The sequence below is a fragment of the Streptomyces sp. NPDC058872 genome (assembly GCF_042743065.1).
Taxonomy (GTDB): domain Bacteria; phylum Actinomycetota; class Actinomycetes; order Streptomycetales; family Streptomycetaceae; genus Streptomyces.
Genome location: NZ_JBHYMK010000045.1, coordinates 1 through 22,426, shown reverse-complemented (window position 1 = coordinate 22,426; position 22,426 = coordinate 1). Strand labels below are relative to the sequence as shown.

At 69.4% G+C, this 22,426-nt stretch carries 21 protein-coding genes; 4 read left to right on the top strand and 17 right to left on the bottom strand.

Features of this window, described 5'->3' with window-relative positions:
• Nucleotides 1-3 precede the first annotated feature (3 nt).
• The 5 genes from ACFW22_RS25375 to ACFW22_RS25355 form a co-directional block, all read right to left on the bottom strand.
• Nucleotides 4-960, bottom strand: a complete 957-nt coding sequence (locus ACFW22_RS25375) for a helix-turn-helix transcriptional regulator (RefSeq protein WP_386408664.1) — start codon at nt 958-960, stop codon at nt 4-6.
• Nucleotides 961-1,098: 138 nt separating this feature from the next.
• Complete coding sequence (locus ACFW22_RS25370) at nt 1,099-1,470, bottom strand: FKBP-type peptidyl-prolyl cis-trans isomerase (RefSeq protein WP_147977214.1); 372 nt, start codon at nt 1,468-1,470, stop codon at nt 1,099-1,101.
• A 58-nt stretch (nt 1,471-1,528) separates the two neighbouring features.
• On the bottom strand, nt 1,529-2,467 hold the full coding sequence (locus ACFW22_RS25365) for an FKBP-type peptidyl-prolyl cis-trans isomerase (RefSeq protein ID WP_386408662.1): 939 nt from the start codon (nt 2,465-2,467) through the stop codon (nt 1,529-1,531).
• Between the two features lie 117 nt (nt 2,468-2,584).
• Complete coding sequence (gene pafA / locus ACFW22_RS25360) at nt 2,585-3,946, bottom strand: Pup--protein ligase (RefSeq protein ID WP_384875778.1); 1,362 nt, start codon at nt 3,944-3,946, stop codon at nt 2,585-2,587.
• Nucleotides 3,947-4,015: 69 nt separating this feature from the next.
• Entirely contained in the window at nt 4,016-5,287 is a 1,272-nt protein-coding gene (locus tag ACFW22_RS25355; RefSeq protein WP_386408659.1) for an MFS transporter, read from the bottom strand.
• Between the two features lie 124 nt (nt 5,288-5,411).
• On the opposite strand from ACFW22_RS25355, the gene ACFW22_RS25350 reads away from it, so the two are divergent.
• Nucleotides 5,412-6,428, top strand: a complete 1,017-nt coding sequence (locus ACFW22_RS25350) for a LacI family DNA-binding transcriptional regulator (RefSeq protein WP_386408657.1) — start codon at nt 5,412-5,414, stop codon at nt 6,426-6,428.
• Between the two features lie 64 nt (nt 6,429-6,492).
• Here the strand turns inward: ACFW22_RS25350 and prcA are convergent, their stop codons facing one another.
• The 6 genes from prcA to arc all read right to left on the bottom strand — a co-directional run bounded on the left by prcA (nt 6,493) and on the right by arc (nt 12,494).
• Nucleotides 6,493-7,245: a proteasome subunit alpha gene (prcA, locus tag ACFW22_RS25345; RefSeq protein WP_386408655.1), complete on the bottom strand. Its 753-nt coding sequence runs from the start codon at nt 7,243-7,245 to the stop codon at nt 6,493-6,495.
• A 52-nt stretch (nt 7,246-7,297) separates the two neighbouring features.
• Entirely contained in the window at nt 7,298-8,137 is an 840-nt protein-coding gene (gene prcB / locus ACFW22_RS25340; RefSeq protein WP_386408653.1) for a proteasome subunit beta, read from the bottom strand.
• Nucleotides 8,089-8,358, bottom strand: a complete 270-nt coding sequence (locus ACFW22_RS25335) for an endonuclease domain-containing protein (RefSeq protein WP_386408651.1) — start codon at nt 8,356-8,358, stop codon at nt 8,089-8,091. The genes prcB and ACFW22_RS25335 overlap by 49 nt, the downstream gene beginning before the upstream one ends.
• Before the next feature lie 293 nt (nt 8,359-8,651).
• The gene (locus ACFW22_RS25330; RefSeq protein ID WP_384884456.1) at nt 8,652-8,864 is read right to left on the bottom strand and encodes a ubiquitin-like protein Pup; all 213 of its coding nucleotides are present in this window, start codon (nt 8,862-8,864) and stop codon (nt 8,652-8,654) included.
• A 160-nt stretch (nt 8,865-9,024) separates the two neighbouring features.
• Nucleotides 9,025-10,536, bottom strand: a complete 1,512-nt coding sequence (dop, locus tag ACFW22_RS25325; protein WP_386408648.1) for a depupylase/deamidase Dop — start codon at nt 10,534-10,536, stop codon at nt 9,025-9,027.
• A 191-nt stretch (nt 10,537-10,727) separates the two neighbouring features.
• The gene (gene arc / locus ACFW22_RS25320; RefSeq protein ID WP_386408646.1) at nt 10,728-12,494 is read right to left on the bottom strand and encodes a proteasome ATPase; all 1,767 of its coding nucleotides are present in this window, start codon (nt 12,492-12,494) and stop codon (nt 10,728-10,730) included.
• A 240-nt stretch (nt 12,495-12,734) separates the two neighbouring features.
• On the opposite strand from arc, the gene ACFW22_RS25315 reads away from it, so the two are divergent.
• A complete protein-coding gene (locus ACFW22_RS25315) occupies nt 12,735-13,046 on the top strand; it encodes a ferredoxin (protein ID WP_386408644.1) in 312 nt (103 codons plus the stop codon).
• A gap of 4 nt (nt 13,047-13,050) precedes the next feature.
• On the opposite strand, the gene ACFW22_RS25310 is transcribed toward ACFW22_RS25315, so the two are convergent.
• The 3 genes from ACFW22_RS25310 to ACFW22_RS25300 all read right to left on the bottom strand — a co-directional run bounded on the left by ACFW22_RS25310 (nt 13,051) and on the right by ACFW22_RS25300 (nt 15,896).
• Nucleotides 13,051-13,617 carry a hypothetical protein gene (locus ACFW22_RS25310; RefSeq protein ID WP_386408642.1) on the bottom strand — a complete coding sequence of 189 codons (567 nt, stop codon included), beginning with the start codon at nt 13,615-13,617 and terminating at the stop codon, nt 13,051-13,053.
• 238 nt (nt 13,618-13,855) lie between these two features.
• Nucleotides 13,856-14,743, bottom strand: coding sequence for a tRNA (adenine-N1)-methyltransferase (locus tag ACFW22_RS25305; RefSeq protein ID WP_019884997.1), 888 nt, complete (start codon nt 14,741-14,743; stop codon nt 13,856-13,858).
• A gap of 19 nt (nt 14,744-14,762) precedes the next feature.
• A complete protein-coding gene (locus ACFW22_RS25300; protein WP_386408741.1) occupies nt 14,763-15,896 on the bottom strand; it encodes a site-2 protease family protein in 1,134 nt (377 codons plus the stop codon).
• A 180-nt stretch (nt 15,897-16,076) separates the two neighbouring features.
• Here ACFW22_RS25300 and ACFW22_RS25295 point away from each other — a divergent pair, with 180 nt between their 5' ends.
• The gene (locus ACFW22_RS25295; protein WP_386408640.1) at nt 16,077-16,979 is read left to right on the top strand and encodes a RecB family exonuclease; all 903 of its coding nucleotides are present in this window, start codon (nt 16,077-16,079) and stop codon (nt 16,977-16,979) included.
• A 43-nt stretch (nt 16,980-17,022) separates the two neighbouring features.
• The gene (locus tag ACFW22_RS25290) at nt 17,023-17,697 is read left to right on the top strand and encodes a response regulator (RefSeq protein WP_384884439.1); all 675 of its coding nucleotides are present in this window, start codon (nt 17,023-17,025) and stop codon (nt 17,695-17,697) included.
• A 74-nt stretch (nt 17,698-17,771) separates the two neighbouring features.
• On the opposite strand, the gene ACFW22_RS25285 is transcribed toward ACFW22_RS25290, so the two are convergent.
• From ACFW22_RS25285 to ACFW22_RS25275, 3 genes are all read right to left on the bottom strand, one after another.
• Nucleotides 17,772-19,352, bottom strand: a complete 1,581-nt coding sequence (locus ACFW22_RS25285; protein WP_386408638.1) for an ABC transporter substrate-binding protein — start codon at nt 19,350-19,352, stop codon at nt 17,772-17,774.
• Nucleotides 19,353-19,419: 67 nt separating this feature from the next.
• Entirely contained in the window at nt 19,420-21,009 is a 1,590-nt protein-coding gene (locus tag ACFW22_RS25280) for an ABC transporter substrate-binding protein (protein WP_386408636.1), read from the bottom strand.
• A 474-nt stretch (nt 21,010-21,483) separates the two neighbouring features.
• Nucleotides 21,484-22,182, bottom strand: coding sequence for an HAD family hydrolase (locus tag ACFW22_RS25275; protein WP_386408634.1), 699 nt, complete (start codon nt 22,180-22,182; stop codon nt 21,484-21,486).
• Nucleotides 22,183-22,426 lie beyond the last annotated feature (244 nt).

Below are 22,426 nucleotides of genomic sequence, written 5' to 3'. Positions count from 1 at the left end.
CCCTCAGCCCTTGGCCACGGCGCGCAGCCGGTCCATCACGTCGGCCCGCAGGTCGGCCGGCCCCAGCACGACGACGTCGGGGCCGAACTCGACGAGCCAGGCATCGAGCCCGTGCCCGTACGGGATCTCCAGTTCGTCCCAGCCGTCGTCACCCTCGGTCACCGAACCGGCACGGGCGCGGAGCGGGTAGCCGCAGCCGGCGCGGAGCCTGATCCGGGCGGAGCGGGTGGCGGTCTCGCCGGCCCAGCTCTCGACGGTCTCCCGGACGGTGGAGACGTCGGGGACGGGCGCGGTGAAGGCACCGGCCCGTGAGCGGACCTTCCCGGTGATGCGGGAGAGCCGGAAGACGCGCTCGGCACCGCGGTCGCGGTCCCAGCCGGCCAGGTACCAGTGACCGCGCCAGCATTCGAGGGTCCACGGCTCGACGTGGCGGGTCTCGGGGCGGGCCGCATTGGCCTTGCGGTAGTCGAAGACGACGGGCCGTCGGTCACGGCAGGCCAGCATGAGCGGCTCGAAGGCGGTCTCGCGCACCGGGATGCGCGGTTCGAGGGCACTGGGCTGGGTGTCGTACGAGTCCCCGGCCTCGGGCATGCCGGCGGCGCGGAGCTTCTGGAGGGCACCGCTGGCGGCCCCGGCCAGGCGGGCCTGCTGCCAGACCTTGGCCGCGAGGCCGAGCGCGGCGGCCTCCTCGGCATCGAGGGTGATCGGCGGGAGCCGGTTGGAGTCGCGGCGAGCGAGGTAACCGGTCTCGCCCTCCAGGTTCTCGACGGTCTCGATGACCAGGCCGAGCTCGCGGAGGTCGTCCTTGTCCCGCTCGAACATGCGGTTGAACGCGTCGTCGCCGCTCGCCTCGAGGTACGCCTCGATGGAACCGCGGAGCTCGCGCTTGCTCAACGGACGGCGCGTCCCGAGCAGGCACAGCGCGAGATTCATCAGCCGCTCGGACTTGGCGATCGCCATCGACGCCCCGCACCCTTCCCCGGTTCCAGTTCTCGGACGTCCGACCGTACCGCCCCGGGGTGTCGGGACAAAAGCCGAGGGTCCCCGCCGCGGACGACGAGGACCCCCGGAAGACCGTCACCGGTCGGGCGTGACCGATCAGACGGCGACCAGGTCGCAAACGAAGATCAGCGTCTCGCCCGGAGCGATCTTGCCACCGGCGCCCCGGTCGCCGTAGGCGAGGTGGGCGGGGATGATCAGCTGACGGCGCCCGCCGACCTTCATGCCCTGCACGCCCTTGTCCCAGCCCTGGATGACCTGGCCGACGCCGAGCTGGAACTGCAGCGGGGTGCCGCGGTTCCAGGAGGAGTCGAACTCCTCACCGGTGGAGAAGGAAACGCCCACGTAGTGGACGGAGACGGTGGCGCCGGCCTTGGCCTCCGGGCCGTCGCCCTCCCAGATGTCCTTGATCTCCAGGTCCTTCGGCGGCTCGCCACCCGGGAAGTCGACCTCGGGCTTCTCGATGCTCACTGAACTGCTCCTCATACGAATGAACTGCGCAAGGGTGAAATGCGCGATCGGGACAGTCTTACATCTTTGCCAGGATGTCCACGGCGAAGACCAGCGTCGAGTTCTTCGGGATGCCCTGCTTCTCCTCGTTGCCGAACGCCTCCGACGGCGGAGCGACGATGAGGACGCGGCTGCCGATCTTCTTGCCGACGAGACCGTCCTTGAGGCCCTTCAGGGTGAGCTGCGGCAACGGGAAGTTGGCGGGCTTGCCCGTGGTGTAGGTGGAGTCGAAGACCTTGCCGTCCGCCCAGAGGGCGGCGACGTAGTTCACGACCAGCGTGTCGGTGGCCTGGACGGCCTCGCCCGTGGACTCCAGCACGTAGTTCGAGACGAGCTTGGTCGGCGGGTCGGCCTTCGGAACCGTCAGCGAAGGGGCCTTGCCGTCGGTGTTCGTACCGACCTGCGGCAGGTCCTTGTTGTCCTGGGCGACCGGGGTGCCCGTGGCCGACTTCGGGATGGTCACGGCCTTCAGGATGTCCACGACGAAGACGAGGGTGGCATTGGGCTTGATGTCCCCCTGCCCCTGCGCACCGTAGCCGAGCTCCGGCGGAATGCCGATCTCGATGCGGCTGCCGACCTTCTGGCCCTCCAGCCCCTGGTCCCAGCCCTTGATGACCTGACCGGCACCCAGCGTGAGGTCGAAGGGCTGACCGCGGTCGAAACTGTTGTCGAACGGGGTGGTGGAGTCCCAGGCCTGGCCCAGGTAGTTCACCTGGAGCGCATCGCCCTTCTTCGTCACCGCGCCGTCGCCCTCGCTGATGACGTTGACCTTCAGTTCCTTGGGCGGGTCGCCCTCCCCCTTGGAGAGGGTCGGCTTCTCCCCGAACTTCTCCCCCGCGGTGATGGCGGGCAGCCCGTTCTTCATCGAGACGGAATCGGAGCCCTTGTCGTCGCTGCCGCACGCCGCGGTGGAGAGCAGCAGCAGCGGGACGACGAGTAGGCCGGCAAGTCGGCGCACGTGTTCCTCAGATCTCAGACGTCACAGTAATGGTGCCGACACTCTAGGCGTTCCTCCTGCCACGTCGAGGGCCCCGCACAGGGAACGTGCGGGGCCCAGCCGACCGGTACGACCTTCTTACATTCCGGCGATCAGCTTTTCCACCCGGTCGTCGACGGAGCGGAACGGGTCCTTGCACAGCACCGTGCGCTGGGCCTGGTCGTTCAGCTTGAGGTGGACCCAGTCGACGGTGAAGTCACGCCGCTGTTCCTGGGCGCGCCGGATGAAATCGCCGCGCAGCCGGGCCCGGGTGGTCTGCGGAGGCACCGACTTGCCCTCGAAGATCTTCATGTCATTGCAGATCCGGGCCGCCTGGCCGTTCTTCTGGAGCAGGTAGTACAGCCCCCTGCGACGGTGGATGTCGTGATAGGCGAGGTCTATCTGCGCGACCCTCGGGTTCGACATGGTCATGTTGTGCTTGGTCCGGTAGCGCTCGATGAGCCGGTGCTTCATGACCCAGTCGATCTCGGTCTCGATGCGGTCCAGTTGCTCGCTCTCGATCGCGTCGAGCGTACGGCCCCACAGTTCCAGGACCTGGGCGACGGTGCCGGCGCGGATGCCCCGCCGGTCGACGAAGTCCACGGCCTTCTCGTAGTACTCGCGCTGCACTTCCAGGGCGGAGGCCTCGCGGCCGCTGGCGAGCCTGACCTTGCGCTGCCCGGTGATGTCGTGACTGACCTCGCGGATCGCCCGAATGGGGTTCTCCAGGGTCAGGTCCCTCATCACCGTGCCGGCCTCGATCATCCGGAGGACGAGGTCGGTGGCGCCGACCTTGAGCAGCATCGTCGTCTCGGACATGTTCGAGTCCCCGACGATGACGTGCAGCCGGCGGTAGCGCTCGGCGTCGGCGTGCGGCTCGTCCCTGGTGTTGATGATGGGCCGGGAGCGCGTGGTGGCGGAACTGACGCCCTCCCAGATGTGCTCGGCACGCTGGGAGACGCAGTAGACGGCGCCCCGCGGGGTCTGCAGGACCTTTCCCGCGCCGCAGATCAGCTGCCGCGTCACGAGGAAGGGGATGAGGATGTCCGCGAGCCGGGAGAACTCCCCGTGCCGGGCGACGAGATAGTTCTCGTGGCAGCCGTAGGAGTTTCCGGCCGAGTCGGTGTTGTTCTTGAAGAGATAGACGTCGCCCGCGATTCCCTCCTCGTGCAGGCGTCGTTCGGCGTCGACGAGAAGGCCCTCGAGAATGCGCTCGCCGGCCTTGTCATGGGTGACCAGCTCGGTCACGTTGTCACATTCCGGTGTGGCATATTCCGGATGTGAACCCACGTCCAGGTACAGGCGGGCGCCGTTCCGCAGGAAGACGTTGCTGCTGCGGCCCCATGACACGACACGGCGGAAGAGGTAGCGCGCCACTTCGTCAGGAGACAGTCGGCGCTGTCCCCTGAACGTGCACGTGACGCCGTACTCGTTCTCCAGCCCGAAAATGCGGCGGTCCATGTCTGAACATTACGCCTGACGGCGTGCGCTGAAACCGGGTTGGACGTTCCCGTTTCGGTCGTGTTCCGATCAGTGCGCGTTCTTTTCGGCGTGCACGGCGCCGGGAACCGTCCCTCCCGCGGCGTGTCGCACGGTGGTGCCGCGGCCGGTGGGGGCACGGAGGGCGCGCCCGGTGGCGAGCAGCACGAGCAGGGCGACCAGGCCGCCGGCTCCGGCGACGGCGAACCCGGCCGTGGTTCCCGCCAGTTCGACGGCGGGCCCCGCCGCGGCGGAGCCCAGGGCCGCGCCGACCCCGAACGTGGTCACGAGCCACGAGAAGGCCTCGGTCACGGTGCCGCTCGGGGCGTGCCGGTCCACCACGATGAACGCACAGGCGAGCGCGGGGGCGAGGAAGACCCCGGAGAGGACCGACAGGCCGGCCATGGCGACGGGGCCGGGGGTCAGCATGAGCGGCAGGTAGCAGACCGCGAGGAGGCCCACGAGGACCCGGAGGCGCCGCTCGGGCGCCCCGGCCCACTGCCGGGCACCGTAGAGGACTCCGCCGAACAGCGCGCCGAGGCCGAGGGCCGCCATCAGCCAGCCGTAGGCGGACGGCGCGCCCCGGTCGTCCGCGTACGCGACGGCGGAGACCGTGATGGAGCCGAGCGCCAGCCCGACGAAGAAGAACGAACCGAGGAGGGCGAGGAGGCCGGGCGAGCGCAGGGCGCCCAGCCAGTGCGCCTCGCGCACGGCGGAACGCCAGGTGCGGGAGGGCTCGGAGAGCACCACGGCGAGGGCGCCGAGCACGCCCAGGACGTTGATGACGAGCAGGGCGGCGGCGGGCGACCACAGCGCGACGAGCAGCGTCACCAGGAGCGGGCCCACGGTGAACATGACCTCCTGGGCGACCGCGTCGAGCGCGTATGCCCGGTGCACCCGGTCCTCCCGGCCGAGCACGCTCGGCCACAGCGCGCGCAGGCCGCCCTCCAGCGGTGGGGTGAAGAGTCCCGCCAGGACGACGGCCGCATACGCGAGCGCGAGGTGGCCGATGCCGGCGAGGGCGAACAGGGCCATGCCGAGTGCGGACAGCACCGCGGCGGGCAACTGGACCCTGGGCTGCCCCTTGAGGTCGACGGCACGACCGAGGAGCGGCTGCCCGACCGCGTTGGAGATGCCGTAGGCGGCGATCAAACCACCGGCCAGGCTGTAGCTGCCGCCCTGGTCCCGGACGAACAGGGTCATGGCGATGGGGCCGGTGCCGTTGGGCAGCCGGCCGACGAGGGTCCCCGCGAGCAGTCGGGCCGCGTGCGGCGCCCGGAGTATGTCGAGATAGCCGCCGTGCGCGGGGGCCTCGGTGGCCATGTCACCCTCCCGTCACCTCGAACCCAGGTCGAGGTTTTACGTATAACTTCTGACGTCATACGTACCATGGCGCCTGTGCGCGGGTCCAGCCCGCGCCCCGTGACCGTTCGACTCGGAGGCTCCTGTGCAGACCCCGGAACCACTCGGCGGCTCCCGCCCCACCAGCCGGGACGTCGCCAGGGCCGCGGGCGTCTCCCAGGCCACCGTCTCCCTCGTCCTCGGTGACAAATGGCGCGGCCGGGTCTCCGAACGCACCGCGGAAGCCGTCCGCGAGGCCGCCCGGGGCCTCGGCTACCGCCCCAACCTCGCCGCCCGGAACCTCCGCCTCGGCCGCACCCGCACCGCGCTCCTCGTGGTACCGGCCCTCACCAACGAGTTCTTCGCCCGGGTCTACACCGGAGCCGCCGCCGTCGCGGCCCGACACGGCTTCGGCGTCGTCCTCTACCCCTCTCCCGACGGCATCGGGCCCGCCAAGGACCCCTTCGCCTCCGCCCGCGCCGCCCTCGACGGCGTCATCGCCTCCTCCATGGCGTCCGATGCGCTCAAGGCCTTCCGCGGCACCGACCTGCCCCTGGTCATGCTCGACAGCGACCCCGCGGACGCCGCTGCCGCCCACGTCAACCTGGACGTCGCCGACGGCATGCGCCAGGTCACCGGGCACCTCCTCGCGCTCGGCCACCGGCGCTTCGTCCACCTCGCCTCGGCCGTGCCCTCCTGGACCTTCGACGTCCGCGCCGCAGCCCTCGTCGAGTCCCTCGCCGAGGTCTCGGTGCGCACCGTCCGCGCCCCGCTGGACGTGCACGGCGCCATGGCCGCCACCGAGCGGGCCCTTGCCGCACCGGGCCCCCGCCCCACGGCCCTCGTCTGCGACGACGACATCCTCGCGGCCGGCGCCTGCAAGGCCCTGCGCCGCCTCGGGCTACGGGTCCCCGAAGACGTTTCGGTCACCGGATTCGACGACCTGGCGCTCGCAACCGCCGTCGAGCCCGAGCTGACCACCGTCGCCCTCCCCGCCGAGCACATCGGGGAACGGGGCATGGAGGCCCTCCTGAACGTCCTCGCGGGCGAAGCGGCTGCTCCCGACCTCTTGCCCGTGACCCTGGTCCCGCGCGGCTCCACGGGCCCTGCAGCAGGCTCCTGAGCGCACGTGCACGGAGGGCCCCGGTCCGCTCGCACGCGGATCGGGGCCCTCGGAGCACTGCCGACTACTCCTCGGAGGCCTCGTCCGAGGGCTCGTCCGTCGGGGTCGCCGCCGCGTCGTCCGCCTCCAGGAGACGCGAGAGCTGACGCCCGACGATGCGCTTGAACTTGCGCTGCTGCGGACGCGTGCGGTCCAGGACGGCCACCTCGAGGCGCTCCGCGGGAATCTCCCGCTCGGTGCCGTTGGTGTCCCGCGAGAGCGCCTGCACGGCCAGCTTCAGGGCCTCGGCCAGGGACATGCCGTCCCGGTGTCGCTGATCGAGGAAGGAGCTGATCTGCTCCGCGTTCCCGCCGACCGCGACCGAGCCGTGCTCGTCCACGATCGAGCCGTCGTGCGGCAGCCGGTAGATCTGGTCGCCTTCCGCTTCGGAGCCGACCTCGGCGACGACCAGTTCCACCTCGTAGGGCTTCTCCCCGGCGCTGGAGAAGATCGTGCCCAGGGTCTGCGCGTAGACGTTGGCCAGACCGCGTGCGGTGACGTCGTCCCGGTCGTAGGTGTACCCCCTCAGGTCGGCGTAGCGCACACCGCCGATGCGGAGGTTCTCGTACTCGTTGTACTTGCCGGCGGCGGCGAAGCCGATCCGGTCGTAGATCTCGCTGAACTTGTGCAGCGCTCGGGACGGGTTCTCACCGACGAAGACGATCCCGTCGGTGTACTGGAGGACGACCAGGCTGCGGCCGCGGGCGATGCCCTTGCGGGCGTACTCGGCCCGGTCGGCCATGGCCTGCTGGGGTGAGACATAGAACGGCGTGGACACCGGCTACCGTCCCTTTCTTCAGGTCTGAAGGGCTTCTAGGGGCGAGGAACGGTCAGAGCAGGGCGGCACGCGGCCCGTCGGGCTGCTCCAGACGCCGCTCGGTGACCGACCGGGCCAGCCCGGAGGACTCGGCCTCGCTGAGCCTGCGGAAGCCCTCCTCGGTGATGACGGTGACGATCGGGAAGATCCTGCGGGCCAGGTCCGGGCCGCCGGTCGCCGAGTCGTCGTCCGCCGCGTCGTACAACGCCTGCACCACCAGGGTGGTGGCCTGCTCCTCGGTCAGGTCGTCGCGGTACAGCTTCTTCATCGACCCGCGCGCGAAGATGGAGCCGGAGCCGGTGGCGGCGTACCCGTGCTCCTCGGAGCGACCGCCGGTCACGTCGTACGAGAAGATCCGGCCCTTCTCCTTGCCCTCGTCCCAGCCCGCGAAGAGCGGCACGACGGCGAGCCCCTGCATGGCCATGGCGAGGTTGCCCCGGATCATGGTGGAGAGACGGTTCGCCTTGCCCTCCAGGGAGAGCGTCGCCCCCTCCACCTTCTCGAAGTGCTCCAGCTCCAGCTGGAACAGCTTCACCATCTCCACGGCGAGGCCGGCGGTACCTGCGATGCCGACGGCCGAGTACTCGTCGGCCGGGAACACCTTCTCGATGTCCCGCTGCGCGATCATGTTCCCCATGGTCGCCCGCCGGTCACCGGCGAGCACCACGCCTCCGGAGAACGTGGCGGCCACGATGGTCGTGCCGTGCGGCGCCTCGACGATCCCCTCCGGAAGCTTCCGGTTGCCCGGGAGCAGTTCCGGCGAATGGTCGGCCAGGAAGTCCATGAACGAGGACGAGCCCGGCGTCAGGAAGGCAGCTGGTAGACGCCCGGTGCTACGAGTGTTGGCTTCCACGCGTTTCCCTCCAGTGATGAGATGGCCCGACGAAGGGTGTCGGGATCGTCTCCCAACTTGCCGATGGCCGAATTACAGTTGAAGCACAGTACGCCCCGGACCCTACCCGTCTCACGGCAGTGATCCACATGAACCGCTGATGCGGCGGGACGGACACGGGGGACGGACGCCCGAGGCGCATCGTCCCGCCGCGCCCGATCCCGGTGACGCCCCGCCAGCACCCGGAAGACCCGAACCCGGGCCCCCACAGCGGCGCGGGTCCGACAGGGGCGCACGAGATGCGGAAGGGGACGCGGGCACGTGGGCCCACGGCCGGTTCTGCTGCGCGGAGGCGGTCCGCTCCTGCCGGAGCCTCGGGGGGCGTGCGGCCGGCACGATCTCTGCGAGCCGCCGCACGGTCCCCGATCGCCGGCGGAATCACCGGGCCGCGTGGTCCCGCCACACCGACCGCACCGCGTGGTGACTTCCACCGTCACGTTCCCGCCCCCGAGCCGCCTTCACATCAAAGGCGGAATCACTCTCCACCTTTTTGCACAAAGCTTCGAACGAAGTCCTCGGCATTGGACTCGAGCACGTCGTCGATTTCGTCGAGAATCGAGTCGACGTCGTCGTCGAGCTTCTCCTGACGCTCCTGGAGATCGGAGCTCGCCTCCGTGGTGGTCTCCTCGACCTCCTCCGTGGAGCGCGTCGCCTTCTGCTGTCCGCCGCCGGTGTCCTTGGTCGCCATATCCCTCACCCCGCTCGAATCGGCCCGCTCGGTTGAGTCCGTACAAGATCAGACCCTATAGGCAGGGCCTGACATCGGCCCTGCAGTTTCCACAACGCCCGGGCACTGTTTCCATGATTCCCAGCACCGGGGTATTTCAGGCCCGAACCGGGCCCCCTGTTCAGCCGCCCGACAGCACCCGGACGAGTTCCTCTGCGGTCCGGCAGCGGTCCAGGAGCGATTTCACGTGGTCCTTGGTGCCGCGCAGCGGCTCCAGGGTCGGCACCCGCTGGAGGGAGTCCCGACCGGGCAGGTCGAAGATGACCGAGTCCCAGGAGGCCGCGGCGACGTCGTCGGCGTACTGCTCCAGGCACCGCCCCCGGAAGTACGCCCTGGTGTCCTCGGGAGGCGCCGCCTCGGCCCGTTCCACCTCCGGCTCGGTCAGGAGGCGCTTCATGCGCCCGCGGGCCACCAGACGGTTGTAGAGGCCCTTCTCGGGCCGCACGTCCGCGTACTGGAGGTCCACCAGGTGCAGTCTGGCCGCGTCCCAGTCCAGGCCGTCGCGGCGACGGTAGCCCTCCATGAGCTCGCGCTTGGCGATCCAGTCCAGCTCACCGGCCAGACTCATCGGATCGCTCTCCAGGCGGCCCAGGGTGTCCTCCCACCGCGCGAGGACGTCCATGGTCTGCTCGTCCGCGTCCGAGCCGTAACGCTCTTCCACGTACTTCCTGGCGAGCTCGAAGTACTCCATCTGGAGCTGGACCGCGGTGAGCGTCCGACCGCTCCGGAGCGTGACCAGGTACTGGAGGCCGGGGTCGTGCGAGATCTGGTGGAGGGTGCGCACGGGCTGGTCGACGGCGAGGTCGACGGTGATGAAGCCGTCCTCGATCATCGAGAGCACCAGCGCCGTGGTGCCCAGCTTGAGGTAGGTCGAGATCTCCGAGAGGTTGGCGTCTCCGATGATCACGTGCAGCCGGCGGTACTTGTCGGCGTCGGCGTGCGGCTCGTCCCGGGTGTTGATGATGGGCCGCTTGAGCGTGGTCTCCAGACCCACCTCGACCTCGAAGTAGTCCGCGCGCTGGCTGATCTGGAAGCCGTCCTCGCGTCCGTCCTGGCCGATGCCGACCCGCCCCGCACCGGTGACGACCTGACGGGAGACGAAGAAGGGGGTCAGATGGCGCACGATGTCCGAGAAGGGGGTCTCCCGCTTCATCAGGTAGTTCTCGTGCGTGCCGTAGGAGGCGCCCTTGTTGTCGGTGTTGTTCTTGTAGAGGTGGATGGGCTGGGCCCCGGGGAGCTGGGCGGCGCGCTCGGCGGCCTCCGCCATGATCCGCTCGCCGGCCTTGTCCCAGAGCACGGCGTCACGCGGATTGGTGACCTCGGGAGAGCTGTACTCGGGGTGGGCGTGGTCCACGTAGAGACGGGCCCCGTTGGTGAGGATCACGTTCGCCAGGCCGATGTCCTCATCGGTGAGCTGGCTGGAGTCTGCGGCCTCGCGGGCGAGGTCGAAGCCGCGGGCGTCCCGCAGCGGATTCTCCTCCTCGAAGTCCCAGCGGGCGCGGCGCGCCCGGTGCATCGCCGCCGCGTAGGCATTGACGATCTGGGACGAGGTGAGCATGGCATTGGCGTTCGGGTGTCCCGGGACGGAGATCCCGTACTCCGTCTCGATGCCCATTACTCGCCGTACGGTCATGCGGCCCTCCTTGCCCGGCGGCGCTCACGGTGCGCGACTCGGCGGGTACCGATGAGCCTAGAACGGCTCCGCGCTGGTGGGGAGATCGATTGCAGTATTTCCCTGTTTCCCTGTGATGCCGGGGGAAATGCTGGATGGAATGCGCCGGCTGCGGATGTCCGTTTTCCGGACATCCGCAGCCGGTGGGCGTTTTACAGGTACTGACCGGTATTGGCCACCGTGTCGATGGAGCGTCCGGTGTCCGCGCCCTGCTTTCCGGTGACGAGCGTACGGATGAACACGATCCGCTCGCCCTTCTTTCCGGAGATCCGGGCCCAGTCGTCGGGGTTGGTCGTGTTGGGCAGGTCCTCGTTCTCCTTGAACTCGTCCACGCACGCCTGGAGGAGGTGGGAGACCCGGATGCCCTTCTGGTTGTGGTCGAGGAAGGCCTTGATGGCCATCTTCTTGGCCCGGTCGACGATGTTCTGGATCATCGCGCCGGAGTTGAAGTCCTTGAAGTACAGGACTTCCTTGTCGCCATTGGCGTACGTGACTTCGAGGAAGCGGTTCTCCTCGGACTCCGCGTACATCTGCTCGACGACGGACTGGATCATTCCGTGAGCAGCCGCGCCCTTCGAGCCGCTGTGCTCGGAAATGTCGTCCGCATGGAGCGGCAGATTGGCCGTGAGGTACTTCGCGAAGATGTCCTTCGCGGCCTCCGCGTCCGGACGCTCGATCTTGATCTTGACGTCGAGCCGGCCGGGCCGCAGGATCGCGGGGTCGATCATGTCCTCGCGGTTGGAGGCGCCGATGACGATGACGTTCTCCAGCCCCTCCACACCGTCGATCTCGGCGAGCAGCTGCGGGACGATGGTGTTCTCCACGTCCGAGCTGACACCGGAGCCGCGGGTGCGGAAGAGGGATTCCATCTCGTCGAAGAAGACGATGACGGGGGTGCCCTCGCTCGCCTTCTCCCGGGCACGCTGGAAGACGAGGCGGATGTGCCGCTCGGTCTCACCGACGTACTTGTTGAGGAGCTCGGGGCCCTTGATGTTGAGGAAGTAGGACTTCCCCGCGGGCTGACCGGTCACCTCGGCGACCTTCTTGGCCAGGGAGTTGGCCACGGCCTTGGCGATCAGCGTCTTGCCGCAACCGGGCGGGCCGTAGAGCAGGATGCCCTTGGGCGGCCTCAGTTCGTGTTCCTTGAAGAGGTCCGGGTAGAGGTACGGAAGCTCGACGGCATCGCGGATCAGCTCGATCTGGTTGCCCAGGCCGCCGATCTTGTCGTAGTCGACGTCCGGGACCTCTTCCAGAACGAGCTCTTCGACCTCGCTCTTGGGGACCACCTCGTAGACGTAGCCGGACCTGGAGTCGAGCAGCAGGGCGTCGCCGGCGCGAATGGTGACGTCCAGCAACGGCTCGGCGAGCCGCACCACCCGCTCCTCGTCGGTGTGCCCCACCACCAGGGCGCGCTCGCCGTCCTCAAGGATCTCCTTGAGGGTGACGATGTCCCCGGCCCGCTCGAATTCCATGGCCTCGACCACGTTGAGCGCTTCGTTGAGCATGACTTCCTGGCCCCGCTTGAGCTCTTCGAGCTCAATGCTCGGGCTGACGTTCACCCGGAGCTTGCGGCCGCCTGTGAAGATGTCGCACGTGCCGTCCTCATTGGCCTGCAGGAAGACACCGAAACCGGCCGGCGGCTGCGCGAGCCGGTCGACCTCCTCCTTGAGGGCCACGATCTGGTCGCGGGCCTCACGGAGCGTGTGCGCGAGCCGCTCGTTCTGCGCGGACACGCCGGCCAGGTTGGTCTGCAGCTCGACGATCCGCTCTTCGAGAATCCTCGTGTGTCGCGGAGAGTCGGCGAGCTTGCGGCGCAGGACGGCGATTTCCTGCTCGAGATAGGCAACCTGGCCGGCGGGGTCTTCAGACCCCCGCCCCGGCCGGATGCCGCGGTTGATGTCGTCGTCGTGGGCTGCCACGGTCCTCACCTCCTCCAAGGGGAGCTGGACGCTTCCTGACCCTACCTGCGTGGGTGGTGATTGAAACCCCTAGATCAAAAAGACTCCGGGGTGTGTCCGATCTTCACCCTTGCGCTTCCCCTCTCGCCAGGGGAATACCCACCCTTCACCGTCTGAAAGCGGGCGGTTGTATCGTCGTCATTGGTCAACACCCGTCAGAGGTGGCCCGACTTATAGCGCGAAGCAGAAACGGCAGGAGATATGACCGTGCAGCATGAGGCTCCGGCGAAGGGTGCCGAAGAGGCGCTGGAGGTCTGGATCGACCAGGACCTGTGCACCGGGGACGGGATCTGCGCGCAGTACGCTCCCGAGGTCTTCGAGCTCGACATCGACGGGCTCGCTTATGTGAAGAGCGCCGACGACGAACTGCTGCAGGACGCGGGTGCCACCACGCCGGTGCCGCTGCCCCTGCTCCAGGACGTGGTGGACTCCGCCAAGGAGTGCCCGGGCGACTGCATCCACGTGCGCCGGGTCGCCGACGGCGTCGAGGTGTACGGCCCCGACGCCGGGTGACGGCTCAGGCGCTCGGCGCCTCGCTCTGGCTGCTGCGGACGAAGGCACCGTCGTGCCAGCGCCAGCTGACCTGCTCCTTCTCATCGGGACAGCAGCTGGGCACGTCGGGGGACGAGTAGCCGAGCAGGGTCGCGCGTACGGCTCCGTCGCGGACGGCGAGCTCGGTCACGTTCCGGTGCTGTTCGGGCGCGACGAGCGTGGCGACCACGCGCGCGGGGGCTCCGTCCTCCGTGCCCCCGGTGAGCACGTAGACGCCGCTCGGCGGGGTGCCGGAGCCTGCTTCGCAGTGCACGGCTGCAACGGTCTCGGGGTTTCCGTCGCCGTCGAGGTCTCCGGCGGCCCGCTTCGAGACCGTGCTCGGGGCGCCTCCGCACTCCAGGGGGTAGTCGGCTCCGGAGGCCTCGGGGGCGGGCCTCGGGGGCGGGGTGCCGGTGGCTCCGGCGGGGCCGGGCTGGAGCAGTCCGGCGAGGGCGACGACCGCGGCGGTCGCGGTGGCGGTGGCCAGCCAGTGCGCCGGTCGGGCGTGGGTGTGGGCGAGGTCCGCGAGGTCCGGGGCGGCGGAGGGCTGCACGCGAGACGTCTCCTGTGGGGTGGTGCGACGGGGTTTCGGGGCATCGTGCCACACGTCACAGGGCGACGGAACAGGTGGGGGCCGACCGGGCTCGGTACGGGCTGCGACGGGCATGAGGACGCCGCCGTGGGTTTCCCCGGCGGCCGGGGAACCCGACGGCGGCGCAGTGCGGGTGTCGGAGCGTCAGCCCTTCACGGGGCGTCAGCCCGTGTGCCGGGTCGAGGCCCCGTCGGGGACGTCAGCCCTTGTTGGGGCCTTCATAGTCCTCGCCGTAGGCGCCCTTGGCGGGGCGGCGGCGACGCATCGGCGGCTCGACGCCGTCGGCGAGGCGACGGGCGGTGACGAGGAAGCCGGTGTGGCCGATCATGCGGTGATCGGGGCGGACGGCGAGGCCCTCGACGTGCCAGTTGCGGATCATGGACTCCCAGGGCTGCGGCTCGGCGTAGCAGCCGAACTCGCGGATGGACTCCACGGTGCGGGCCAGCTGGGTGGTGGTGGCCACGTAGCAGCAGAGGATGCCGCCGGGGACGAGCGCCTTGGAGACCGCCTCCAGGCACTCCCAGGGGGCGAGCATGTCGAGGATGACGCGGTCGACGTCGGTGTCGGACAGGTTGTCCTGGAGGTCGCCGACGGTCAGCTGCCACGCGGGGTGGGGGCCGCCGAAGTAACGCTCGACGTTGCCCTTCGCGATCTCGGCGAAGTCCTCGCGGCGCTCGTAGGAGTGCAGCATGCCGCTGTCGCCGATGGCGCGGAGCAGGAAGCTGCTGAGCGAGCCCGAGCCCACGCCGGCTTCGACGACGCGCGCGCCGGGGAAGATGTCGGCGAAGGCGAGGATCTGTCCCGCGTCCTTCGGGTAGACCACGGCGGCGCCGCGGGGCATGGACAGGACGTAGTCGGGGAGCAGGGGGCGCAGCGCGAGGTAGGCGACGTTTCCCGTGGTACGGACAACACTGCCCTCGGGAGCACCGATCAGCTCGTCGTGGGGGAAGGAACCCTTGTGGGTGTGGAAGTTCTTCCCGGCCTCGAGCGTGAACGTGTAGTGGCGTCCCTTGGGGTCGGTGAGCTGGACCTGGTCCCCGACCTTGAAGGGCCCGCGACGGCGGGCGGCACCGGTCGGTTCGGACATGTGAACAAGAGTACCGGGCTCAGGAGGAGGGGCGTGCCATGGCCTTCACGAAGGCGCGCTCGACGTCCGCGGTGGAGAGGACGCCGTAGATCTCGCCCCCTTCCTCGACTACGAGGTACTCGGTGGCGGGGTGGGCCCGGAGGTGGTCGAGGAGGGGCTGGCCGGTGAGTTCGGCCGGGACGCGCATGCCGTCGGCCAGGTCTTGGGAGAGCGTGCTGACGGCCACCCAGGGACGACGGTGCTGGGGCACGGCGGCAATGGCCGCCTCGCGGACGATGCCGGTCGGTTCGCCGGCACCGTCGGCGACGACGAGGGCACGGGCACCCGCCTCGTTGGCCCGGCGCAGGGCCTCGGAGAGGGGGGTCGTGGGTTCGACGGGAATCGCGCGGCGGGTGAGGGCGCGGGCCCGGAGCTCGGGGAGGTGCTCGCGAAGGCGGGCCATGCGGAGGCTGTTCCCGGCCCCCGTCCAGATGATGGCGGCGAGGATCGCGGCGAGCAGGGCGTCGGTGACGGTGGTGAAGCCGCTGATGTCGTCGGTGGAGTTGCCCAGGAGGCCGGTGCGGGTGAGGACCGGCAGGCCGATGAGGACGAGCACCGCCAGGGCGCGGCCGACCCAGGCGGCGGCGACGGTGCCGCTCATGGGCTTGCCGGTGATCTTCCAGACGACGGCACGGAGCATGCGGCCCCCGTCGAGCGGGAGGCCGGGGAGCAGGTTGAAGACCGCCACGATCAGGTTGGAGATCATCAGACCGGCGAGGAGGACCCCCGGAACGGTGCCGGGCTCGACGGCGTACAAGGAGAGGTAGAAGACGCCCGCGAGGACGAGGGAGAGGAGCGGGCCGACGAAGGCGAGGACGAACTCCCGGCCGGGGGTCTCGGTCTCCTTCTCGATCTCGGAGACGCCGCCGAAGAACTGGAGCTGGATGCGGCGCACCGGGAGCTTGAAGCGGAGCGCCGCGACGGTGTGCGCCAGTTCGTGGACGAGCACGGAGGCGTAGAAGGCGACGGCGAAGAAGAGGGAGACCAGGTAGCGGGCGGCGCCGATCTCGGGCAGGACGCGCTCGATCTGGTCGCCGAAGACCCAGGTGATGAGGGCCGCGACGAGGAACCAACTGGGGGCGACGTAGACGGGCACGCCGAAGGGGCGGCCCATGAGGATCCCTCCGCCGGGCTCCTCGGTCCGCTGCGGCTTGGGCTCGTCCTGGTTCACGTGTTCCTCTCGTCGCGCGGTGCGACCCACATCGGTGCGTCACGGTTCGATCATGCAGCGCGACGGGGTCCCAGGTCGATGGTATTCCGATCCATGTCGGTGGTGGGCCGTAGGGTCTCCGTCATGAGTACGAGCGAGCAGGGGCCGGTGGAGCCCCGGGTGCCCATGTCGTTGTCGCCCTCGCGGGCGAGCGATTTCATGCAGTGTCCGCTGCTGTACCGGTTCCGGGTGATCGACCGGCTGCCGGAGAAGCCGAGTGCGGCGGCGACGCGGGGCACCCTGGTGCACGCGGTGCTCGAGCGGCTCTTCGACGATCCCGCGGCGGAGCGGACGGCACCGCGGGCGAGGGCGATGGTGTCGGGGCAGTGGGAGCGGCTCCTCGCCTCGCGACCGGAGCTGGGCGAGCTGTTCGCCGGGGACCCCGACGGGGCGCGTCTCGCGGGTTGGCTGGACGAGGCGGAGCAGCTGGTCGAGCGGTGGTTCGCGCTGGAGGATCCGACGCGTCTGGAGCCGGCCGAGCGCGAGCTGTTCGTGGAGACGGAGCTGGAGTCGGGGTTGCGGCTGCGGGGGGTGATCGACCGGGTCGACGTGGCGCCTTCGGGTGAGGTGCGGATCGTGGACTACAAGACGGGGAAGGCGCCCCGGCCCGAGTACCGCGACGGTGCGCTGTTCCAGATGACCTTCTACGCGCTGGTGGTGTGGCGCCTGAAGGGCGTCGTCCCGCGGCGGCTGCAGCTGGTGTACCTGGGGAGCGGGGAGGTGCTGACCTACGACCCGGTGGAGGCGGACCTGCTCCGGGTGGAGCGGAAGTTGCTCGCGCTGTGGGATGCGATCCGGCGGGCGACGGAGTCGGGGGACTGGCGGCCACGGCCGACGCGCCTGTGCGGCTGGTGCGATCACCAGGCCGTCTGTCCGGAGTTCGGCGGGACTCCCCCGGCCTATCCGTTGAAGATCGTTCCGGTGCGCCCGCCGGAGTCGGGCGAATCCGGACAGGGCAGAATGGACCCGGCCCCGCCCGCACCGTAGTGGGGGCGCCCCTGCGAGCCCAGCCCCGTGAATGGAGCCCCCCGTGACGATCCGCGTCCTGTTGGTCGACGATCAGCCGCTGCTGCGGACCGGATTCAGGATGATCCTGGAGGCGGAGCAGGACATCGCGGTGGTGGGTGAGGCCGGAGACGGCCTGCAGGCACAGGAGCAGGTGCGCGCACTGCAGCCGGACGTGGTGCTGATGGACATCCGGATGCCGCGGATGGACGGCGTGGAGGCGACCCGGCAGATCACGGGTCCGGGGCGGGACGGACCGGCGAAGGTGCTGGTCCTGACGACCTTCGATCTGGACGAGTACGTGGTGGAGGCCCTGCGGGCGGGCGCGAGCGGCTTCCTCCTGAAGGACGCTCCGGCGAACGAGCTGGTGCAGGCGATCAGGGTGGTGGCGGCCGGCGAGGCGATGCTCGCGCCGTCGATCACGCGCCGGCTGCTCGACAAGTACTCGGCGCACCTGCCGACCGGCGAGGAGCAGGTGCCCGACGCCCTGGGCACCCTGACGGACCGCGAGGTGGAGGTGCTGAAGCTGGTGGCGCGCGGCCTGTCGAACGCGGAGATCGCGGCCGACCTGTTCGTCAGCGAGACGACGGTGAAGACGCACGTGGGGCACGTGCTGACGAAGCTGGGGCTCCGGGACCGCGTACAGGCCGCCGTGTACGCGTACGAGAGCGGTCTGGTGCGCCCCGGCGGCGGCCAGTAGCCGATCGTACGGGGAACGGACACGGGGCCCGGCGCGCGTCGTGCGCGCCGGGCCCCGTGCGGTCGGTGGAGGGGTCAGCCCTTCCGGATCTCCCAGAAGCGGAAGACCGTCGAGGCGTCGAGGGTCCACTCGAGGCCGGTGACGTCGTCGCGGGCGACGGCGTACTGCTTGCCCTGCCAGAGCGGGATGATCGGGAGTTCGTCGGCGACGATGTCCTGGATCTCGCCGTACGCCTTGGCCGTGGCGGCGCGGTCGGCGATGCCGGCGGTCTTGGGAATGAGAGTGCCGGTGATGGCGGAGTTCTCGTAGTGGTTCCCGAGGACGTTGTCCTTGCCGAAGAACGGGCTGGTGAAGTTGTCCGCGTCGGGGTAGTCGGGGACCCAGCCCTTGACGTAGACGCCGTACTTGCCGGCCGCGATGTCCTTCTCGTACTGGTTGAAGGCGACGGACTTCACGTCGGCCTCGAAGAGGCCGCTGGCGTTGAGCTGGGCGGCGATGGCCTCCAGCTCCTGGTCGGTGGCGGGGCCGTAGCGGCTGGGCGTGGACCAGAGGGTGAGCTTCACCTTGTCGGTGATGCCCGCGTCCCGGAGGGCCTTCTTCGCCTTGGCCGCGTCGGGGTCGCCGTAGGTGTCGAAGAAGGCGGTGTTGTGACCGGCGATGCCGGCGGGGACGATCGAGTAGAGCGGGGTGGCCGTCGACTTGTAGACGTTCTCGACGAGGGCCTCGCGGTCCACGAGGTACGCGATGGCCTTGCGGACGCCGAGCTTGCCGACGACCGGGTCGTTCATGTTGAAGACGAGGTGCTGGACCTCGGCGCTGCTGCCGGGTATGACCTCGATGCCCTTGCCGGACGTGTCGGCGGAGTTCTCCAGGGCGGCGATGTCGCCGGCGGAGAGTCCTCGGTAGGCCACGTCCACGTCGCCGTCGATGAAGGCCTTGGAGAGTGCGGCGCGGTCGCCCTGGTAGAGCTTGAGGGTGACCGCGTCGTTCTTGGGCCGGGCGGTGCCCTTGTAGCCGGCGTTGGCGGAGAAGGTGGCCTCGGTCTCGCTGATGGAGTCCAGCTTGTACGGTCCGGAGCCGATGGCCTTGCCGTCGGCGCGGAGCGCGTCGGCCGGGTACTCGCGGTGATCGACGATGGAGCCGGCGCCGGAGGCGATCTTGCTGGGGAAGGTGGCGTCCGGGACCTTCAGCCGGAAGATGACGGTCCGCTCGTCCGGGGTCTCGATGGTGTCGATGGTGGAGAGCAGCGGCGCCGGACCCGAGGGGTCCGCGATCTTGAGGGCCCGCTCGAAGGAGAACTTGACGTCCTCCGAGGTGAGCTTGTTGCCGTTGGAGAAGGTGAGGCCCTCGCGCAGGGTGCAGGTGTAGACCTTGCTCCCGGTTTCGAAGTCGCACTTGTCGGCGGCCTCGGGCTCGGGCTCGGAGCCTCCCTTCGGGAAGGCGAGGAGGGACTGGAAGACGTTGTTGAACAACAGCCAGGAACCGGGGTCGTAGCCGGCCGCGGGGTCGGTGGCGAGGATCTCGTCGGACATGCCGACGCGTACGCCCCCTCCGGAGCCGCCTGATCCGCCCTGCTCGGTGCCGCAGCCGCTGAGGAGGGCGGCGGACAGGCCCGCGGCGAGCGGGGCCGTCAGCCACTTGTTGTGTGCCTTCACAGAACTTGCCTCTTGATCTCTTGTCAGGCCGGCCGCGCAGGGTCGCACGACCGGGACAACGAAGGGGTCAGGCGGTGCCGCGCCCCAGTTCCCACAGCAGAAGGTCGGAGGAGGTGTTGAGGGCGTACTCGACTCCGTTCAGGTCGTCGCGCGCGGCGACGTACTGCTTGCCCTGCCACAGGGGCAGGACGGGGACGTCTTCGGCGACGATCTTCTGGATCTGCGCGTAGACGGGTCCGGCGGCGTTGCGGTCGGCCTGGCGGCGCGAACGCGGGATGAGCTTCTCCCGGACGGTCTTGTTCACGTACGGGGTGTTGAGGAAGTTGTCGCTGTCGAGGAACGGCGCGATGTAGTTGTCGGGGTCCGGGTAGTCCGGGAACCAGCCGAGGCCGTAGACGGCGTAGTCGCCGCGCTTCTGGGCGGTACGGAACTGGGACCACTCGGTTCCCTGGACGGTGGCGTCGAAGAGCTCGCTGGCGATGAGCTGCTTCTTGAGCGCCTCGAACTCCTGGGCGGTCTCGGCGCCGTAGTGGTCGGTGGTGTAGTTCAGGGTGACCTTGACCGGGGTCTGGACGCCCGCGTCCTTGAGGAGCTTGGCGGCGCGGGCCTGGTCGGGCTCGCCGTAGGCGTCGAAGAAGGGGGTCGCGTGGCCCGTGATGCTGGAGGGGATCAGCGAGTAGAGCGGCTCGGCGGTGGGTCCGTAGACGAGGTTGACGAGCGCGCCCCGGTCGACGACGGCGGCCATGGCCTGGCGGACGGCCTTCTCCTCGACGGCGGGGGCCTTGGTGTTGAAGCCGAGGTAGCGGATCTCCAGGCCGGGCACCTCGGTGACGCGGATGCCCTCCTTGGGCTTCTCCGTGAGGTTCTTGATCTGCTCCTGCGACAGGGAGCGCGCCATCATGTCGATGTCGTCGCCCTCCAGGGCCGCGCCCATGGAACCGGCGTCGGCGTAGGGGCGCAGCTCGACCCGGTCGTTGCGCAGGGTGACGTCGCCCTTGTACTGCGGGTTCTTGCTGAAGACGAAACGGGTGGCCTTGTCTCCGTCGTGCTCGACCTTCACGGTGTACGGCCCCGAACCGTCGACCTCGAAGCCCTCGCGGAGCGCGTCATCGGCGTACTTGTCCTTGCTGAGGATGCCGGCGACCGGAGTGGAGAGCTTGTACGGGAAGGTGGCGTCGGGGGTCTTGAGGTGGAAGACGACCTCGTCGGCGCCCTGGGGCTCGACGGTGTCGACGTTCGCGAGGAGGGCGGCGGTTCCGTTGTCCGACTTGATCTTCAGGACCCGCTCGATGGAGAACTTGACGTCCTCCGCGGTGATGGGGGTGCCGTCCGCGAAGGTGAGGCCGGGACGGAGCTTGCAGCGGTAGCTCTCGCTGGCCTTGTCGGTGAAGCCACAGCTCTGCGCGGCTTCCGGAACGGGCTCGCCGCCGCCCCGGGGCACGTGCAGGAGGGTCTGGACCGTCTGGCGCAGGATGTTCCAGGCGCCGGTGTCGTAGGCGTAGGCCGGGTCGAACGGGGCGGGGGCGTCCTCGGTGACGATGAACTGGTCCGTGGTGCCCACGACGATCGCTCTGCCGTCCTCCGTGCCGCCGCAGGCGGCGAGCAGGGGGGCGAGCAGTCCGGCCACGGCCGGCAGCACCAGGGTCTTGCGGTTCATCAGGGACGATCTCCTCATCCGGCACTGGGATACAGCGGTGGTGGAACTCCGCCGCCTGCCGCCCGTTCGGGGCGGGAGCGATCGGGCCGGGTGTTGCGATCGGTCCTGTGATCACGGCGACTTGGGTGTGCGCCGGTGCACGCGGTTATGCGGCGAAGTACTCGCGAAAGATTAGTGGGCGGCGCCCCTATTGCCGGACCACGGGCCGTCCCGGGGGTAATCGCACAGTGATCATGAATGCGATGGGCTCGATAGTCATGCGCCGGATGATGCGGACGCAGCTGAGCGAATCGGGACACATGGGCACGCCGAAACAGTCACTTTCCAGACACAGAACGCAGTCAGGCCACTCGCCGGCCAGCACTCTGAGTGACTAAGGTCACGTTGCGGGCTTTTCGGCGAATGGCCTGATCGTTTTCTACCTGGCGAAAGCGGATTCGCCGCGGAGGGATCCCGGGAAGGCTCAGGAAAAGCTCAAATTCTGGTGATCAGCGTGCGCAGGAACGGCACGTCGACCTCTTCCAGGGAGCGCACCACGACCCGCCCCGCGGAGGCCGTGATCGGGGCGACGGAGGGCACTGCCACGACCCTGCAGCCCGCCGCCTCGCCGGCCGCCACACCGGTCGCGGTGTCCTCGATGACGGCACAGAGCGCGGGGTCGACCCCGACGCCCTGGGCGGCCGTCAAGTACGGCTCGGGGTGCGGCTTGGTCTGGACGACCTCGTCGCCGGCGACGGTGAGCGTGAAGCGGTCGTGGCCGAGGGAGGCGAGGACCCGGTCGATGATCCGGCGGTGCGAGGCGGAGACCAAGGCGGTGGGGATGGAGTGCCGGGCCAACTCGGCGAGCAGCCGCTCGGCGCCCGGCATGAGCGGGACGCCCCGCTCGATGCGCTGCTCGAACTTCTCGTTGAGCAGGACGCTGAGCTCGGCGAGGGTGATGTCGGCGCCGGTGGATTCGATCAGGTAGCCGGCGCTTCGGGACATCGGGCCCCCGACGACGACATCGCGCCAGGCGTCGTCCAGGCGGTGTCCGAGGTCGGCGAAGACCTCCACCTCCGCGTCCCACCAGAAGTCCTCCGTGTCGACGAGGGTCCCGTCCATGTCGAGGAAGACCGCCTGCAGGGCGGAGCGGCCGTTCGTGCGGAACGGGGACGCGGGGACCGTACTGGTCATCCGACACACCTCCATGGAGGGACGAGAAGGCCGGCCCCCTCCCCGGTACGGGGAGGAAGACCGGCCTGCACTGGACCGACCAGTGTACGTCGCGATCACCCGAAACGGGCGGATTTACTCCGCCCGATTACCGTGCGTTGAAGTAGGTTGCTTCGGGGTGGTGGAGGACGAAGGCGTCGGTGGATTGTTCGGGGTGGAGTTGGAATTCTTCGGAGAGGTGGACGCCGATGCGTTCGGGGTGGAG